The 17,192-nt window shown below is 64.9% G+C and carries 13 protein-coding genes; 6 read left to right on the forward strand and 7 right to left on the reverse strand.

All coding sequences use genetic code 11. The features are described from left to right. Positions 1-32: 32 nt before the first annotated feature. A complete protein-coding gene (locus tag IU514_RS12370) occupies positions 33-1,730 on the reverse strand; it encodes a SulP family inorganic anion transporter (RefSeq protein WP_194931409.1) in 1,698 nt (565 codons plus the stop codon). Between the two features lie 42 nt (positions 1,731-1,772). Further along, a complete protein-coding gene (locus IU514_RS12375) occupies positions 1,773-2,198 on the reverse strand; it encodes a hypothetical protein (protein WP_194931410.1) in 426 nt (141 codons plus the stop codon). Positions 2,199-2,798: 600 nt separating this feature from the next. Between IU514_RS12375 and IU514_RS12380 the strand changes: the two genes are divergently transcribed. Continuing rightward, complete coding sequence (locus IU514_RS12380) at positions 2,799-3,056, forward strand: helix-turn-helix domain-containing protein (RefSeq protein WP_194931411.1); 258 nt, start codon at positions 2,799-2,801, stop codon at positions 3,054-3,056. Positions 3,057-3,137: 81 nt separating this feature from the next. Further along, the gene (locus IU514_RS12385; protein WP_194931412.1) at positions 3,138-3,344 is read left to right on the forward strand and encodes a hypothetical protein; all 207 of its coding nucleotides are present in this window, start codon (positions 3,138-3,140) and stop codon (positions 3,342-3,344) included. A gap of 372 nt (positions 3,345-3,716) precedes the next feature. Here the strand turns inward: IU514_RS12385 and IU514_RS12390 are convergent, their stop codons facing one another. Continuing rightward, positions 3,717-4,232 (reverse strand): cytochrome b, encoded by a 516-nt coding sequence (locus tag IU514_RS12390; protein WP_194931413.1) that lies wholly within the window; start codon positions 4,230-4,232, stop codon positions 3,717-3,719. A 467-nt stretch (positions 4,233-4,699) separates the two neighbouring features. Here IU514_RS12390 and IU514_RS12395 point away from each other — a divergent pair, with 467 nt between their 5' ends. Then, positions 4,700-5,026: a DUF4377 domain-containing protein gene (locus IU514_RS12395; protein WP_194931414.1), complete on the forward strand. Its 327-nt coding sequence runs from the start codon at positions 4,700-4,702 to the stop codon at positions 5,024-5,026. Between the two features lie 507 nt (positions 5,027-5,533). Next, on the forward strand, positions 5,534-6,382 hold the full coding sequence (locus IU514_RS12400) for a universal stress protein (protein WP_194931415.1): 849 nt from the start codon (positions 5,534-5,536) through the stop codon (positions 6,380-6,382). 69 nt (positions 6,383-6,451) lie between these two features. Here IU514_RS12400 and IU514_RS12405 read toward each other — a convergent pair whose 3' ends face one another. Continuing rightward, positions 6,452-7,018 (reverse strand): GNAT family N-acetyltransferase, encoded by a 567-nt coding sequence (locus tag IU514_RS12405; RefSeq protein ID WP_194931416.1) that lies wholly within the window; start codon positions 7,016-7,018, stop codon positions 6,452-6,454. Between the two features lie 158 nt (positions 7,019-7,176). On the opposite strand from IU514_RS12405, the gene IU514_RS12410 reads away from it, so the two are divergent. Then, on the forward strand, positions 7,177-7,998 hold the full coding sequence (locus IU514_RS12410) for a universal stress protein (protein WP_194931417.1): 822 nt from the start codon (positions 7,177-7,179) through the stop codon (positions 7,996-7,998). Positions 7,999-8,171: 173 nt separating this feature from the next. On the opposite strand, the gene IU514_RS12415 is transcribed toward IU514_RS12410, so the two are convergent. The 3 genes from IU514_RS12415 to IU514_RS12425 all read right to left on the reverse strand — a co-directional run bounded on the left by IU514_RS12415 (position 8,172) and on the right by IU514_RS12425 (position 15,242). Then, positions 8,172-11,012, reverse strand: a complete 2,841-nt coding sequence (locus tag IU514_RS12415) for an AMP-binding protein (RefSeq protein WP_194931418.1) — start codon at positions 11,010-11,012, stop codon at positions 8,172-8,174. A gap of 105 nt (positions 11,013-11,117) precedes the next feature. Next, a complete protein-coding gene (locus IU514_RS12420) occupies positions 11,118-13,661 on the reverse strand; it encodes a cation-translocating P-type ATPase (RefSeq protein WP_194931419.1) in 2,544 nt (847 codons plus the stop codon). 93 nt (positions 13,662-13,754) lie between these two features. After that, positions 13,755-15,242 carry an MBL fold metallo-hydrolase RNA specificity domain-containing protein gene (locus IU514_RS12425; RefSeq protein WP_228760688.1) on the reverse strand — a complete coding sequence of 496 codons (1,488 nt, stop codon included), beginning with the start codon at positions 15,240-15,242 and terminating at the stop codon, positions 13,755-13,757. A gap of 99 nt (positions 15,243-15,341) precedes the next feature. Between IU514_RS12425 and IU514_RS12430 the strand changes: the two genes are divergently transcribed. Further along, positions 15,342-17,021 carry an ABC1 kinase family protein gene (locus IU514_RS12430; RefSeq protein ID WP_194931420.1) on the forward strand — a complete coding sequence of 560 codons (1,680 nt, stop codon included), beginning with the start codon at positions 15,342-15,344 and terminating at the stop codon, positions 17,019-17,021. The last annotated feature ends 171 nt before the right edge of the window (positions 17,022-17,192 follow it).

The raw sequence follows: 17,192 nt of genomic DNA on the forward strand, positions 1-17,192 counted from the left end.
CCCGCTGGCTCCCTTGAGGTGACAATCCGCGCTTACTCGCGCTCAGGTGTCGACACTCCCACCAACTGCGCTGACAACTGAAGCGCCGACTCGAAGTCGGCAACGAAATGCAGCTCGCCTTCACGAGGGTGGAGGTGCATTTTGGCGATCACCCGGCGCGGCTGCGGTTGCAGGCCGGACATGACCAGGACGATGCCTCGGCGCCTGCAGCGGTCGAGCAAAGCCTTGAGCGCGTGCACGCCGCTTGAGTCAACGATCGGTACCAACCGCATCCTCAGGATGAAGACTTTCGGTGGGTCGCGGAATTGATCAAGCAGGTTGTCGAGGCGATTGGCGGCGCCGAAGAACAGCGGCCCGCTGATCTGAAACGCCTCGACCCCAGGTGGCAGACGGTCGCGTTGCGACAGGTCGGTGGGTACTTCGCCGTTATCTTCGATCAATTTGACGCCCGAGGTGACCTCGACGGCCTCCGCCATCCTGAACATGAAGACGAAGGCGGCGACCACCAGTCCTACTTCGATGGCCAGCGTCAGGTCGAAGAAAACAGTAAGGAAAAACGTCAGCAGCAATACCAGACGGTCCCCTTTCGGAGCCGACAGCGTGTGGCGGAAGTGTTCGTACTCGCTGATGTTCCAGGCGACCACCAGCAGCACCGAGGCCAGGGCCGCCAATGGCACGAAACGCATCAATGGCGCCAGAGCGAGCATGAAGACAAGCAGGAGCGCTGCATGCAGCATCCCTGCAATGGGCGAGTGACCGCCGGCTCGCACGTTCGTGGCGGTGCGCGCGATCGCTCCGGTGGCCGGGAGTCCTCCAAACAGGGCAGATCCGACGTTGGCGACGCCTTGCGCGACCAGCTCGCAGTTGGATCGGTGGCGGCCGCCGGTCATGCCGTCGGCCACGACCGCCGACAGCAGGGACTCAACGCCTGCGAGGAACGCGATGGTGAACGAGCTGGGGAGGAGTTCGCCGGTGCGCTCGAACGGAATGTGCGGGATCTCGAAGGAGGGCAGTGCGGAAGGCAGCATGCCGAAGCGGCTGCCGATGGTTTCCGCGGGAAGTCCGATGGATACCAGGCTGCATAGCAGCAGAGCGATCAGAAACCCCGGCCACCGAGGGAACCAGCGCCGCATGGTCAGGATCACGGCCAGACCGAGCAGGGTGATGCCCAGCGCTGCCGGCTGCGCCGTCGCCACGTGCTGGCCGTAGGCCTGCCAGCGCGCCAGGAAGTCCGCCGGTACGTTGCCCATCTGCAGGCCAAGCGCATCTTTGATCTGGCTGGAGAAGATGCTGATGGCGATGCCCGCGGTGAAACCGGTGATCACCGGCTGCGGCATGTACTTCATCAAGGTGCCCAAGCGCATCAAACCCGCAGCGATCAGCATCAGACCCGCCAGCAGCGTGCAAAGAATCAGTCCACCGATGCCGAACCTCTCGATGACGACAAACACCACCGGAATGAAGGCGGCCGTCGGCCCGCCGATCTGCACTCGCGATCCCCCGAGTGCCGAGATCAGGAAACCCGCAATGATCGCCGTGTACAGCCCCTTCTCGGGCGTCGTTCCGCTGGCGATCGCCAGCGCCATGGCCAGGGGTAGCGCCACGATGGCCACGGTCAATCCGGCGACGGCATCCCGGCGCAAGTCGGCCGAGGTGTAGCCCTCGCGCAGCACCGTCAGGAGTTTGGGTTCTAACAGCTTTGCGTATTGCTTGACCCTGTGCGATGCCATGACTTGCTCCCCTCAGTCATTGTCGGCTCGCCAGCCTGCGAGTCAGCGGCGCTTTTTCCTGGCCGCCGGTCTCCCGCGCTGGAACGGGTTGTGCGCCAATTTCGTCAATACTGCTTCAAACAGCGGATCGCCGGTGTTCTCGAACAGCACATGCCTGGCGGCCGCGGCGGCCACCACTTGGGCCAACTCCAACGGCAGCGGTTCCTGCGCCTCGGTCCAGAACTGCAACCGCAGGTCACTCAGCCAAGGTGCACTGGGCAACAGCGTTCGGCAGCGCTCCAGCTCACCCTGGCACCCTTTGTCGAGTGCGGCCGACTGGCTGCGGGACACCAGCATGGTGCAGGGCGCGCGCATCGGCGTGCGGAGGAACCGATCGTAGACCGACAAACACTGCTCGAGCCCTTGCTGTTGAGCGCCGGTGGCAATGCGCCCGTCGTGGGAATCGACGACGGCAATGGCGGCTTGCATCGGAGTGCGCGCCAGGAGGGCGGCGATCGAGCTCTCCTCGGCTGCAGCAGTGCCGCAGAAGGGCGCCGCCAGCTGCGGCGCGCAGGACCTCAGCCAGGACGGTGGCTTGTCGACGACCGGTGCATGGGGGCTGGGTTTTCCCCGCCCGGCCCATAGAGAACTCAACCCCTGCGTGAGGTCAATCCAGGCGGTCGGCAACGTCGGCCAGCACAGGGACCGCACAAAGACTGTCTCGCCCGCCTCGTTGGAGGCCTGCGCGGAACCCAGGAATGCAATGCGAGCGGGTTGGGGTCTTTCCGCCTTTGCGGGGGCGCGCGATCTGGGGGAGCGGGCGGGAGAGAAGGTCGTCATGGCGGCGGCTGTGCTGTCCAACTGGGCAAGGGCTTGAAAGCCATATACTGATGCTATATACAGTATACATGATGTGTAACCCATCATTTTAGAGGGGTACGCATTCATGGGGTGGCTTTTAGGGAAGCGCTTCAAGATCATGCGCATCCCAAACCGGTCGCCCCGGTGGCAGCGGAAGACAGTGATGCAGAACGCGTCCCGTGCAATGAGCAGTGCCTTTTCCTCGATGGCGGTTTTGGAGTCCCGGCCATGATCACGGCGGCGCAGCTTCGAGCGGCCCGAGCCCTGGCCGGAATGGATCAAAAGACGCTGGCGGAAAAGGCCGGCGTGTCACTGCCCACGATCCAGCGCATGGAGGCCAGCACGGGCAATGTCCGTGGTGTGGTCGACACGTTGACCAAGATCATCACGGCGCTCGACGCGGCTGGCATTGAGTTGATCGGAGAGAACGCCCCGAGTCAGGGCACAGGACGGGGAGTCCGGCTCAAGAGCCCCGCTTCGCCCTGACTTGCAGGTCAACCACGACCCTCGTTGGTAAGGGGCGCGGATCTCTCCACCAGATAACCCGATAAGGCAAGAGGTGATGAAGTGGCGACTGATGCGGATATCGACGAGATCAAGCGGATGTGCGTGCTGTTGTTCCTGGAACTCCAGGAGATCCGCCGCAAGTTAGAGATCGAACCCGTTGGATCTCGCGATCGTGACGAGTATCAAATTGCGGTCCCCGGGCATCTGACAGAGTTCGAGAACAAGATGCGGCACCTTGTCAACGTATTGCCGCAGCGCGAAGCGTAACCAGGCGATGGATGGCGGACTAAGGCGGCTCAAAGAAGGGACCGTGATGGTGCAGAACATCTCGCGCCGGTTGGTGGGCTATGCATAGGTTTGATCTGTCTCCGTTTGAGCGCGCTGCGCTCGACGTGCTCCTGAGCCGTAAGCCCCTGTTCAAATGGGAGCGGGAAGCCTTCACCGACGGCATAAAGCAGAGCTTAGAGAAGAAGGGATTGATCGCGCGGGACGGGGAACAGTGGCAGGTCACGGAAGTCGTGCGCGTGCGACCCTTGCTCCAACGCTAAACGCGCAATCACACAGTGGCGTCGCGGGTCCGAGTGACTGGTATTTTGGGCATCAAGGCTTTTTGCGGATCGAAAAGACCGTCAGATAGTCTCACCACATCCGCCGAAGCACGTCGTCGCGGCGGACGAACTGGTGCCACAGTGCCGCGAGAGAGTGCAGTGCAATCACGGCGTAAAACACGTTACCGACGGTTTCGTGCAAGTCCTCCAGCGTCTCAGACCACGCTTCGCCCAGCACGAAGAGCGGCCGGAGCTGCCACCCAGTGAGCGGCACGGGCAGTACCTCGCCTTCCGCCCATACCATCAGCACGCCGAGCAATGGTTGAACTACCAGGAACAGCAGCAACGCCACTTGCACCAACCGCGCGGACCATGTCGCGAAAGGCGAGGTGAGCACGGGTGCGCGGTTCGCGGCGAACCGCGCCAGTAGTCGTGGAACGAACACCAGCAGCAGCGCTAGGCCAGCAAGGATGTGCCACTGGCCACCACTGCTTCTAGGGTCTTCGGCCGATTCGGCAGTGGCGTAGGCGATTATTACCAGTACGACGCTGAGCCAGTGGATCCAGCGGACCGGGCGGGGATAACGGAACGGCAGGGGCATGGCCATGCGGGATCTCCGACGCGACGAATGCAGCTTGGGCCGGTCGCTCTGCGTTGCGTTGATCCAAATCAACTTGGCGATGCGTGCGGATGATGAGCTGCCGTTCTGCGGGGCGCATAGCCGGGGGATGACTGCTCCTGGCTTTCATAGGCGAATAAGCCGAACCGCAACCGGAATGCGAGCGCAAGAAAGGTGCATTGGGGCAGCAGCTGCAGCGCTAGAAGCACGCGCCCGCCCGCCCCGCTGGCCGCGTGACCCGCTCTGCGGTGACCTGGCCCGGCACGTGATCCCACCCGGGCCGGTCGTGCTCAAAGCCTGAGTTTCGACCCGGTACGACTTCGTCGCAGCTACTACCAGCCCGACAAACAGGCGTGCCTATCCGGTCAGTTAGTTGATCAAGATCAGAACGCCGGCCGGCCGTGGAGTTATGGTAGTCATCCTCGATGATCCGGCCGTGCTTTGGAGACTTGGCCATGAAGAAACGGTGTGCATGGGTTGTGGCAGCGATCGGCTTGACCAGCTGCTCCCAGATCCTCCTCGACGATGCCACCGTCGTCAGGACGATTCACGTCGCGTCGGTGAAGGCGGCCTGTCCCCATGACCCGACCCGCGAGTGCTATCAGATCAGTGACGGGGCAGGGGCGTGGCAGACCGTCGACGCACAAATTGCCGGGTTCAACTATGCGCCTGGGACCGAGTACGTCATCGAGGTGTCCGAACCCAGCGTTTCGCCGCAGACGTCAACGGAGCCACCGCGGTGGGAGCTGATGCGGGTAATCGACGAAAAGCCGAGCCGATGACTCTCCAAGGGATTAAATGCCCGCACTGCTGCGGCCGTGCTGTCACGCGTCCGCGGAAGCTCCTCCTGGGCCCGGGCTTCGTCACGTCATGCAGATCGTGCGGCAAGAGGGTAACTACCGGAGCAAGGTCGCTGTATGCATTAGGTCCCGCACTCCTCGGCCTAATCCTGGCCGATACGATATCCACGCCCGGCTCGGCCACGGGCCTGATCCTGATGGCCGCCGGATGGATGCTTGCCATATTTATTTACGTGTGCCTGCTGCCACTTCTTCCAGGCGAGGCCTGACAGCAGTCCAATCCCGAGAGTCGCGTGTGCGCCAAACGCCCCACCCATTGCGCAACGACACCCCGCGCCCACGGGCGGCTTGCCAGCATTTGACTCAATCCCCATCAGAGCCAAGCCGGGCAGCCGATGCTTGGTAGGCCCCGTTTCTTGATGCAGGTCAACAGGCCTCGGCCAGGAAGGCGCCTAATCCGGTCGTCTGCAGCGCCGCGGAGCTTCCGCCATGATCAAGGACCTCATCCTCCCCCTTACGGCCACACAGGGCGATTCGAATGCGATCGAAGCAGCGCTGGCGCTGGCCACGATGGCCCAAACGCACCTGGTGGTGCTGGACACGGTCTACATGCCGGCACCGATCCCCGGGGCGTGGAGTGTCGCACCGGACGCGAGCTCGATGCAGCAGGTCTACACGGAGGTTCGCGCCATGGCCGAAGCCCAGGCCGCTCGGCTCCGCGACCGTCTGGGGCGCGAGGCGGTGTCCTCCGAAGTCCGGCTGGCCGAGACCGTGGTGGGTGGACCCCGGCATGTCGCGGCGCTGCACGCGCGCTACGCCGACCTGGCGGTGCTCACATCGGCGGGAGACAACGCCGGCGAGCGCTCAGCCGTGAGTGCGATCTTCAGTGGATTGCTGTTCGAGTCGGGGCGGCCGGTGATGATCGTGCCTCCAAAATGCACGGGTTCGTTCCCAGCGCGGCACGTGGTGGTGGCGTGGCGTCCGACGCGCGAAGCCACCCGCGCCGTGCACGACGCCATGCCGTGGCTCCAAATGGCAGATTCAGTCGATGTCCTGGAGGTCGAGCCCGACCCGGATCAGCGCAGCGACGACGGCGCGCTGCCCGGCGCCGACATCGCGACCCATCTGGCACGCCACGGCATCAAGGTCCGGGTGGTGATACACCAACAGCGCAACGAGTCCGTTTCCACCGCGTTATTGCGGCACTGCGAACAATCAAACGCCACGCTTCTGGTGGCCGGCGGATACGGACATTCACGCTTCCGCGAGTGGGTGCTCGGCGGCACGACTCGGGAGTTGCTGCAGTTCGCGCATCTACCGGTGCTGTTCTCGCATTGATCCGACTCAACAGCGTCGCCAGAACAGCCGGAGGTTCGCCGTCAAAGCATGCTGCAGAGTTTATGGTTGTCAGGAGTTGCCTTGCAGATCCAGCTCGTGGATGACCTGCCCGGCGTCGCCGGGATCCTCCCGGCGTAGGAAGCCGAGATAGGACGCCAAATCGCGCATCGCGATGTTGTCGGCGGCGTCGATCGACGTCAGGCAACGGATGCCGCGGCCACGGGCGACCTCGATCAGATGTTTCATCAGCACCGTTCCCAAGCCCCGGTTCTGCCAATGATCATCCACGGTCACGGCGCATTCGCCGTACAACCCCTGAGGGTCCGTTGCGTAGCGGCTGGTGCCGACTATCTTCTCAACGCCGTCTTCCTGCACGACCGCGGCGAAGGCGACCTGATGCACGTAGTCGATGGCCGTCAGCTGCCGGATCAACACATCGCTTGGGTGGCTGACTTGACCTAAAAAGCGGAAGCGACGCGCCTGAGGAGAGAGGCCCAATATGAATTGGCGCTCGCGAGCGGCATCGTCCGCGGTGATTGGCCGGATTGATACCTGACTGCGATCACGCAGCGTTTCGGTCCACTGCGGGTATTCAGGACCAACGCCGTCACCGGTGATGGGAACCGTGGTGTTCATCGGAAATCTCCTCTTGCGTGCAGAGGCAGGCTAGGCAAGCGGCGGACACCTGGTTTGATCTGGATCAACATTCGCCCAAGGCAGGCCTGACGCAGGTCAATTCCCGGGGTCGCGCAGGCGCCAGACTCTGATCTGGGAGTTCATACCGAGAGTGCACTATGTACAAGGACATCCTAGTCCCGGTCGTGCTCGGGGACATTCACGAGCCGGCCATCTGCGCCGCGTGTTCGATCGCGGCGAGGTTCGATGCCCGCCTCGTCGCATTGGCCGGCGTCAGCATCATTGCGCCCAGCCTGGAGACATGGAAGTACTATCCGGCCAGCGTTTATCCCACCATGCACCAGAGCGCCGAGGCCACGACGCAGGCGTTGGCCGAGGCCGTGGCTCGACGCCTGGCGAAGGAACCCGTGGTCACCGAGGTTCGCAAATCCGAACTGTTCTGGCTGACCCCGGCCGAGCTGTCTGCGCTGCACGCCCGCTACGCTGACCTGGTGGTGCTCGGCGTGGATCGCAAGATGGCCGACGCCGATGCCAGGTTGTTGGGCGGGCTGCTGGCCGGCGGCGGGCGTCCCGTGCTGCTGGTGCCTCCTCAGACGCCCGAAGTAGCGGCTTACGAGCGCATCGTGATTGCCTGGAAGTCGACTCCGGAAGCCTCGCGGGCCGTGCACGATGCGTTGCCGCTGCTCCAAGCGGCCCGTTCGGTGGACCTGCTGACGGTGGGGCACGGGGCCGCGCCGCTGGATCATCTCGAGGTGAACATTGCTCCGCACCTGCAGCGGCATGGCGTGCAGGTCAATCTGGTAAGGCGTTCCGGAACGGGACCGGCGGCACAGGAGATCCTGGGACATGCCGGCGAAAGCAGGGCGGACCTGATCGTCGCCGGCGGCTATAGCCACTCGCGTGCGCTCGAGCAGGTGATCGGTGGCGTCACGCGCGGGCTGCTGCAACGGTCGCCGATTCCGGTGCTGTTTTCGCATTAGCGCCCGGGTGCTCGGCGGAGCGACGGGGCAAAGTATGACAATGTCTTTCAATACGTGGACCCTGTTTCATGGCGTGAAATCACGGCCGACCACGCGCACGTCGTCGCGCAGGTTGTCGCCAAGGCAGAGCACGCCCCTTGCAACTCCGCCGCGTCATCTTCGAAGCGACCGATTCACGGCCCGAGTTCGGGTGAACCCGAGTCCGGCTCGCCGCAATGGGCGAGCAGGAATTCGCGAGTGACACCGGCCAGGCGCAGGGTCTCGGGCCAGTGCTCGGCATCGGGATTGGGCAGGAGTGCTGCACCGAAAATCACTGACAGTGGCGCGTGGTGCACCAGCCAGTCGCCGGCGCGCAACACCGAGCGGGTACCGCGCAATGCGATCGGCACCAGAGGCAACCCCGCTTTGGACGCTGCCGCGAACGCGCCGAGATGGAAACGCAACAGCCCCGGTGTGCGCTTGAATGTGCCCTCGGGGAAGAACAGGAAGTCGCGCCCGGAGCGGCTGGCCTCTTCCACGACAGCCGTGCAACGTGCCGGATCGAACCTGGCGACGGGCACCGCGCCGAAGCGCAGCAGCAGCATGCGGGCCAATGGCCAACGTGCCAACTCTTCCTTGGCGACGAACGTGACCGGTCGAGGGAGTGCGAGTACCAACACGAGCGCGTCGATATAGCTGGCATGGTTGGCCACGAAGATGCATGGCGATGGCGGCAAGGTTGCTGTGGCCGTCAGGACCAGTGGAATGCCCGTCGCATGCTGCACGGCGGCCAGCAGGCCGCGCACGACACGCCAGCGCGCCGCCACCGTGGGTAGGAGGGCCACCGCGAAGAGCGCTGGCAGCGTCAACAAGCCCAATGCGAGCCACGCAAAACCGGAGAACGCCAACGCGCCCAACCGGCCTGCACGCACACTACCCGCGACGAGCGCGCCGCGGCCAAGCACAGCCAGCATCGGCCAAAAGGTGTGGGAGCCCAGCCTGCCGCGCTCGTAAGCGGCGCGACAGGCCGCGCGCCGCAGCTTGCCGCTCGACGTCTTCAGGACAGTGCCCGGAGTCGCAAGGACGATCTCGTCGGCGGGCTCGCCAGCAAGACCTGCGACCGACTCCTGGATGCGCAGGCGCAGCGCCTGGCGTTCAGACTCGTCGTGGAGGCGGGTTTCTGCCACCACGATCAGGCGTTCGGTGCCAGCGCTCGGTACTGCCGCGCCGAACGCAGCGACGCGCCCACGGCGAACGCCGGGCAGATCGCCGACGGCTTGTTCGATTCCCTGCGGATGCAGGTGACGACCGGCCCGGATGATCAGGTCCTTCACGCGGCCAGTCAGATACAACTCGCCTTCATGCAGGAAACCGAGGTCGCCAGTGTCAAGCCAGGCGCCGCGCTTGAACGCCCGGGTCGCATCCGGGTTGCGGTAGTAGCCCGCACATGCCGACGGACCGCGAAACTGCACGCGTCCCTGGCGGTCGTCGGGAAGCTCGTGTTCGTCGGGATCGGCAATGCGCAGTTCATGCCCGGGGAGCACCGTCCCACAGGAGACGAAAGGCAGCGTCATGGGCGCTTCCGAGAGACGAACATGGCCACTGCTCAGGAAGCGGTCGCGCTCGACATGCAACACGTGCGCGCCACGCCCCGGTGGCGGAAAAGTAAGCCCGAGCGTGTTCTCGGCCAGTCCATATACCGGATACAACGCATCCGCGCGGAAACCGTGGCGGGCAAAGCGCGTGGCGAACCGCTCCAGAGTCTGCGCGAACACCGGCTCCGCACCGCAGAAGGCCAGGCGCAGCGAGCTCAGGTCAAGGCCTTCCAGCGCCTCATCGCCAATCCGGTGGACGCATAATTCGTAAGCGAAGTTCGGCGCGGCGGACAGTGTCGCGCGATGCTGGTGGATCGCCCACAGCCAGCGCTCCGGGCGCAGCAGAAAACTCTGCGGAGGGATCAGCACCAGCGGCGCACCGTAATACAGGCAGCCCAGCCACGCGCCGATCAGGCCCATGTCGTGATACAGCGGCAGCCAACTGACGAACGCATCTGACGCATCCACTCCGATAAATCCGCCCATCACCCGCAGGTTCGCCAGCATGTTGCGGTGACTGACCATCACGCCCTTGGGATCGGCGGTGCTGCCGGACGTGTATTGCAGCAAGGCCAGATCATCAGGCTGGGCCGCCACGGGTTCGTACGCGGCGGATCCGCTCGACAGTCCGGATGCGGTGAGCAGATGCTCCACGCCTCCGGTCAGGGACCGTATCAGGCGTCGATGGGCGTACAGGGCGTCATCGACCACCAGTCGCCGCGCCCCGCAGTTGCGCAGGATCCCGGCCTGGCGGTGCCAGTACTCCGTCAGTTCGTTCGGCCGCAAAGGCGGATACAGGGGGACCGGCACACCACCGGCGAGCACGATGCCGAAGAAGGCGCACAGGAAATCGGGATGCGTCGGCAGCATCACCCCCACCGGTTCGGCCGGCCCGATGCCATGCGACTGCAAACCAGCCGCCACGCGCCGGGCAGCGCCCTGGAGTGCCCGGTAGGTCAATTCGATGCCGTCGGCGGTGCCGCCCGAAAAGTGAACGTGCACGCGTTCCGGGTGGCGCTCGGCATGCCAGGCGAGCACTTCGATCATCGTGACCGCGGCCACGGGAAGTTCCAGGTGTTCGCGACGCGCCAATTCCAGTACGGAGGAAACACCGATGGTTCCCCGGGGTCTTGCGCCGTGGAGCGCCTTCAGCAGGTCGGACGGTGTCGCTGCGGCAAAGCCTGCGCTTTCCGGAATCTCGATCCGAAAGCGCTGCTCCAAGCGGGCCATCAATTCCAATCTTGTAAGGCTGTCCAGCCCGAGATCCCGATCCAGTCGGGAGTCCAGGCGTGGCTCCGGCGGGTACCGGTCGTCGGGGTGCAACTCGTGCAGTAACAAGGCGATCTCGGCGAGCAGGACCTGCTTCGACGAAGGGGAGCGACCCGGATCGGTGATTGGCTCCAATGACGACATGGACAGGGCGGCCTGCAGGCGCGGCAAGACACCGCACCAGCATGGAGCCACATCGGGGTACGGGATTGACGTGGATCAATACCCACGCTGAGATTCAGAAACACGCCTTCCGGCGCGCGCGGGCGAAGCCCCTCATCTGAATCTCACCAGGTGCAGCAGCGCGACCATGGTCAGCGGCAGAGCCAACGCCGCCAGCCACAAGCCCCACGGTGGTGCCGAAAAACCAAACCAGGACGATGGGCCGGCCAGGCGGGTGACGGCGACGAGGATCACCATCGCCAACGTCGCCACCGTGATGAATGCGGGGTTGCGTGCGCGCAATGTGGCCCAGACCGTCTCGCCCGTGCGGTAAAGGACGACCAGCCCGAGATTGCCGATCACAAGCGCGGTGAAGGCCAGCGCTCCCAGTTGCGGATCGGTCAGTCCCTGCCGTGCCCCCAGGGAATAGATGATAACGACCGCCGCGAACATCAGCAGGCCGTGAGACAGACTGCCAAGCAGACCACGGAGGCCGAGCATGGGTTCCTTCAGAGACCGCGGCGGTCGCCGCATGATGTCTGCGGATGCGGGTTCGCGCTCGAAGACCAGCGAACAGACGGGGTCGATGATCAGTTGCAGAAAGACCAAGTGCAACGGCAGCAGGATCAAGGGACTGCCAACAAGCAGAGGCAGCAACGCCAGGCCCGTGATCGGCACGTGCACGGCCATGATGTAGCGCGCTGCCCGTCGTATGTTGTCGTAGATGGTGCGGCCGAGCCTGATCGCGCGAACCACCGTAACGAAGTCGTCGTCGAGCAGCACAATCGAAGAGGCTTCGCGTGCGACGTCGGTGCCGCGCCCCCCCATCGCAACGCCGATGTGGGCCGCCATCAATGCGGGAGCGTCGTTGACACCGTCGCCGGTCATCGCGACCACGCGGCCGGCGCGTTTGATGGCATCCACCAGGCGCAGCTTGTGCTCAGGTCGCACGCGCGCGAATACCCGGGTGTGCTGCAATCGCTGCGAAAGTTCCTGTGCATCCATCGCATCGATCTCCACTCCGAGCATCACTTTCGGATCCGGATCTATGCCGGCCTCTATCGCGATGGCGCGTGCGGTCTCGACGTGATCGCCGGTCAACATGATGATGTCGACGCCTGCGGCGCGGGCCTCGGCAACCGCGTGGCCCACGCCTGGGCGCAGGGGGTCGGCGAAGCCGACGAGCCCCCGCCAGGCGAAGTGGATATCGCGGATCGAAGCGGGCAGTTCGTGGGAGTTCGCGCTGGCATCCACGGGCCACATCGCCGAGGCCACCGCCAGCACGCGCAAGCCCTGACGGGCCATGGCGGTTACGTCAGTGAGCGCCGCGTCCCGTTGCTCCGGTGGCAGGCGGCACAGATCCGCCACGGTCTCCGGTGCGCCTTTGCAGGCGACGAACAGCGATTGTTCGTCAGGCTGCGACCATGCGTGAGCGACGGCGGAGCACTGGGAACTCAGCGGATACTCCCGCACATGGTGGGCATCGGAACTCGCATGCGACAGGCATGCCAGGTCGACCGCCTCGCGCAGCGCTACCTCCATCGGGTCGTACGAGGTTGCGCGGCTGGCCAGCCATGCAGTGGACAGTACGGTGCGCAGCGCATCCGAGGAAATGTCCGCCGGTTGCGCTCGTTTGCCGCCGGCGGCGACCGTCGCGACGACCATGTGGTTCAGGGTCAGCGTGCCGGTCTTGTCGGTGCACAGCACGCCAGTGGCGCCCAAGGCCTCGATCGCGGGAATCCGCCTTACCAGAGCATGGTGCCGGGCCATTCGCCAGGCGCCGAGCGCGAGGAACACGGTCAGCACCACCGGGAACTCTTCGGGAATGGTGGCGATCGCCAGCGTGATGCCCGCCAATAACGCGTTCAGCCATTCGCCTCGCAGCGTGACGTAAAGCCCCGTCATCAGCGCGCAGGCGGCGATGCTCAACAGCGTGAACAGCATGACCACTCGCCGGATCTCGCGTTGCAGCGGAGTCCGTTCGATGCGAATCGCCTGCAGGGTGACGCCGATGCGGCCGATTGTGGTGCCGGCGCCCGTCGCGGACACCACCGCACTGCCGTGTCCACGCACGACCAGGGTGCTTGCGCGCAGCATGTGCTCGTCGTCTGCGGCGTCCGCATGGCGCCTGACCGGGATTGATTCCCCGGTAAGCAGTGATTCGTCGACATGAAGGTCGGTCGCCTCGATCAGCCTGGCATCCGCCGGAACGCGGTCGCCCTCGGCCACCAGGATGAGGTCGCCAACGACCACTTCTCGGGCGGCCAGAACGTGGATCGTGCCATCGCGTATCACTCGCGCGCGCGGACTGCTGAAGTCGCGCAGTGCCTGCAGGGCGTGTTCGGATTTCTGCTCCTGGTACAGGGTCAAGGCAATCACCACCAGCACCGACACGCCCAGCAGCGCCGCTTCGCCCGGATCGCCCAGCAGCAGGTAGATAGCCGTTGCCGCCAGCAACAGCACCAGCATCGGTTCGCGGATGATGTGCAGGGCGATGACCCAGCCGCGCCGCCTTTCCGCCTCAGGCAGCAGGTTCGGCCCATCTTGGCGCAGGCGTTCGGCGGCTTCGCGGCGGCTCAGCCCGCGAAACGGCCCGGCGGCAATATTCGGGCCATTGACGACTGGCGGCTCGGAGGGGGCAGGGCGCGTGTGGCTCACAGCGGATGATCCAATCGCGTACCTCAGGCTGGGCAGCGCTGCCTGCACCTGCTTGTCCCTGGTCGGGGCGCTGGCGCTGGCATAAAAGGACGCCTACGCGACGACGTCGTGGGTGCGTTGCGCCTGGAGCGTGACCTTCTCCAGATACTCCGGCACATGCGCGGGCCATCCCAGCTCGCGCTTGATGCGCACACGCAAAGCATCGGCCGCATCGGGTTCGCCGTGGGTGATGAAGACGCCTCGCGGTAGATGCTCCGCCGTGTGCAGCCAGGCCAGAATCTCGTTGGCGTCCGCATGTGCCGAGGCCGTGGTTAGCTGGATCACCTGGGCATTGATGGCAACGTCCTGTCCGTAGATGCGCAGGGACCGCGCGCCACCGACGAGCGCGGCGCCGCGTGTTCCGCCTGCCTGGTATCCGCACAGCACGATGGCGTTGCGGGGATCGGCGGAAAAAGCGATCAGGTGATGCAGGACCCGCCCCCCTGTCAGCATCCCGCTGGCGGAAACAATGATCATCGGGCCGCGGTGACGATTGAGCGCCTTGGATTCTTCTGCGCTGTTGATGACGATCGTCATGCGCCGCATTGCGTCCAGGTCCTGCGATTCAAGTCGATGAAGACCGGAATGACGGGCATACAGATCGCTCACGTCGGTCGCCATAGGGCTGTTCAGATAGACCGGCACGTCGGGCAGGCGATGATCTGCCTGCAGTTTTGCAATCACGTGCAGCAGCATCTGCGCGCGTCCTACCGCGAACGAGGGGATGATCGCAATCCCGCCACGTGCCAGAACGGGCGCGAGTACATGGTGCAGTTCCTGCTCCAGCGAGATCGCGGGATGCAGGCGGTTGCCATAGGTCGCCTCGGTCACTATCCAGTCGGTTTGCCCGAGCGGCCGCGGGGGTGGCATCACCGGGTCGTTGGGCCGACCGAGGTCGCCGCTGAAGGTGATCCGCGTCCCGGCGAATTCCAGCGTCACCGCGGCGGCGCCGAGGATGTGGCCCTGCATGCGAAAGCGGGCCGTCATGCCCGGGACGGGTTCGAAGTCCTGTTCGAACTCCACCATCCGCATCAACTCGAGCGACCTTCGGGCGTCGTCCTCGGTATACAGCGGTCGCGCCGGGCTGTGCCTGGACGAGCCAACGCGGTGGGCGTATGTCGCTTCTTCCTCCAGCAGATGGCCGGAATCGGGCAGCAGGATTCGGCAGAGGCTGGCGGTGGCATGCGTGCACCAGACGCGTTTGTGGAACCCCTGCAACTCCAGGCGGGGAAGATATCCGCTGTGGTCCAGATGGGCATGGGTGAGGACCACGGCATCGAGACTCGCGGGATCCACTGGAAATGACGCCCAGTTCCGCAGCCGCAGCGTTTTGTATCCCTGGAAGAGACCGCAATCGACCAGCAGCCGATGCCCAGCGGCTTCGACCAGGTATCGCGACCCGGTCACGGTTCCGCAGGCCCCCAGGAACTGGAGATGGAAACGGGTCGAATCCGGCACTGCAGTCATCGCTTGGGATATCCAATGGCAACCGGGCGCCCGAAGCATGAATCCACTGCGGAACGACACGTTGATCTGGGTCAACAGGGAGCGTCGCGCCGCGGGCAGTCTCCAAAGACCTGCCGCGGTCGCCGTTCGCGTTGCATCGAAGCGAATGCCCCCTTGCACGAGGGATCCCCAGCCATGTGGGACACGCTTATCGTCACCCACGATACGGGCCGCCTCCACGCACTCGCGGCCATCCTGATCCGATACGGCTTCGGCGACGTGGTGCGCCGGATCGGGCTGGGACGCGCTCTGGCCCGCGCGGGCAGGGTGCTACCGCTGGCGCACCTCCAGGAGTTGGCTGAGCTTCCGACGCCTGTGCGCGTGCGCCGGGCGCTGGAGGACATGGGGCCGTGTTTCGTCAAACTGGGGCAGGTGTTGGCCACGCGTGTGGACCTATTCGCGCCGGAATGGATCGCGGAGTTCAGTCGCCTGCAGAACGCCGTGCCTGCCGTGCCTTTCGAGGCGCTGTGCGTGGAAATGCGCGAGGCGCTCGGCACAAACCTGGAGGACGCATTCCTTTCCATTGAGCCGGTTCCGCTGGCGGCGGCCTCGATCGCACAGGTTCATAGAGCGCGTCTCCATGACGGTCGTCAGGTGGTGATCAAAGTGCGTCGTCCGGGAATTCGGCGCCTGGTCGAAGCCGATCTTCGCCTGTTGCAATACGCGGCCGACAGGCTCGAAGCGAAGTACCCCGACCTGCGTCGCTTCCACCCGGCGGGCATGGTGCGCCAGTTCAAGGCGTCGCTAACCCGCGAACTCGACCTGGCGGCCGAGTGCCGCCACGCCGAGCGCATTGCCGCGAGCTTCGCCCGGGACCGGCGCCTGTTCGTCCCGGCGGTGTACTGGCCGTACACGAACGAGCGGATGAACGTGCAGGACTTCGTCGACGGCGTTCCCGTGACCGATCTGGCGGCCCTCGAAGCGGCCGGGGTCGATCGCCGCCACGTGGCGCGGACGGGTGCGCAACTGGTGCTCAAAATGATGCTCGAGGACGGTTTCTTCCACGCAGACCCACATCCCGGCAATGTGTTCGTGCTTGGAGACGGACGCATTGCGGTGATCGACTTCGGCATGGTCGGCCATCTCTCACAGGTGCGGCGCGGCGAAGTGGTCATGCTGCTGTCCGGGCTGGTCGAACGCGACCCGGAACGTGTCACCGAAGTACTGCTGGACTGGACCGGTCGCCCCGATGTCGACGAAGCGCAGCTGGCGATCGACATCGATGCTTTCGTCGATCGCTACCATGGCCTGCCGCTCGCCGAGCTCGATCTGGCCCGCATGCTGTTGGAAGTAACGGCGCTGCTCCGCTCCCACCGTCTTGCCCTGCCGGCCGATCTGGCCTTGCTGATCAAGGTCTGCCTGACGCTGGACGGGTTGGGACGCAGCCTGGATCCTGCTTTCGACATGGCGCAGCAGGCACGGCCATTCCTTCGCCGCGCGATGGCGGCCCAGTACGGCCCGCGTGCGATCGCGCGGCGCAGCGCACGGACGATGACCGATACCCTCAGCCTGCTGGCGACCTTGCCACGGGATATGCGGCGGATGTTGCGGGCGATGCGGAGCGGGGGAGGGCGCTTTCATCTGCAAGTGGACGAGTTGCGGGATCTGAACCGGCAGTTCAGTCATTCGGCCAACCGCCTCTCCGGCGCGCTTGTGATCGCCGCGTTGATCGTGGGTTCGTCGATCACGATGACCGTAGGCGGCGGCCCGACGCTGCTGGGGCTGCCGTTCTTTGGATTGCTGGGTTTCGTGGGAGCGTCATTGGCGGGAATCTGGCTGCTTTGGTCGATATTCCGAAGCGGCGGCGGGCGCTGAGCAGTTCCAAGGCGTCGCCCCGGCATGGAGTACCTGCAACTGGCACGGCCCTCGGCATCACGGCTACCGGCGCGCCAGCAGGAGGAGCGTAACAGGCCATGCCGGCGCGAGCCTCCGACGCATTCGTTGACTTCGGTCAAATCACGTCGACGGTATAGGCGCATGGTGGCC

Source organism: Lysobacter niastensis, assembly GCF_015453285.1.
GTDB lineage: Bacteria > Pseudomonadota > Gammaproteobacteria > Xanthomonadales > Xanthomonadaceae > Lysobacter_J > Lysobacter_J niastensis.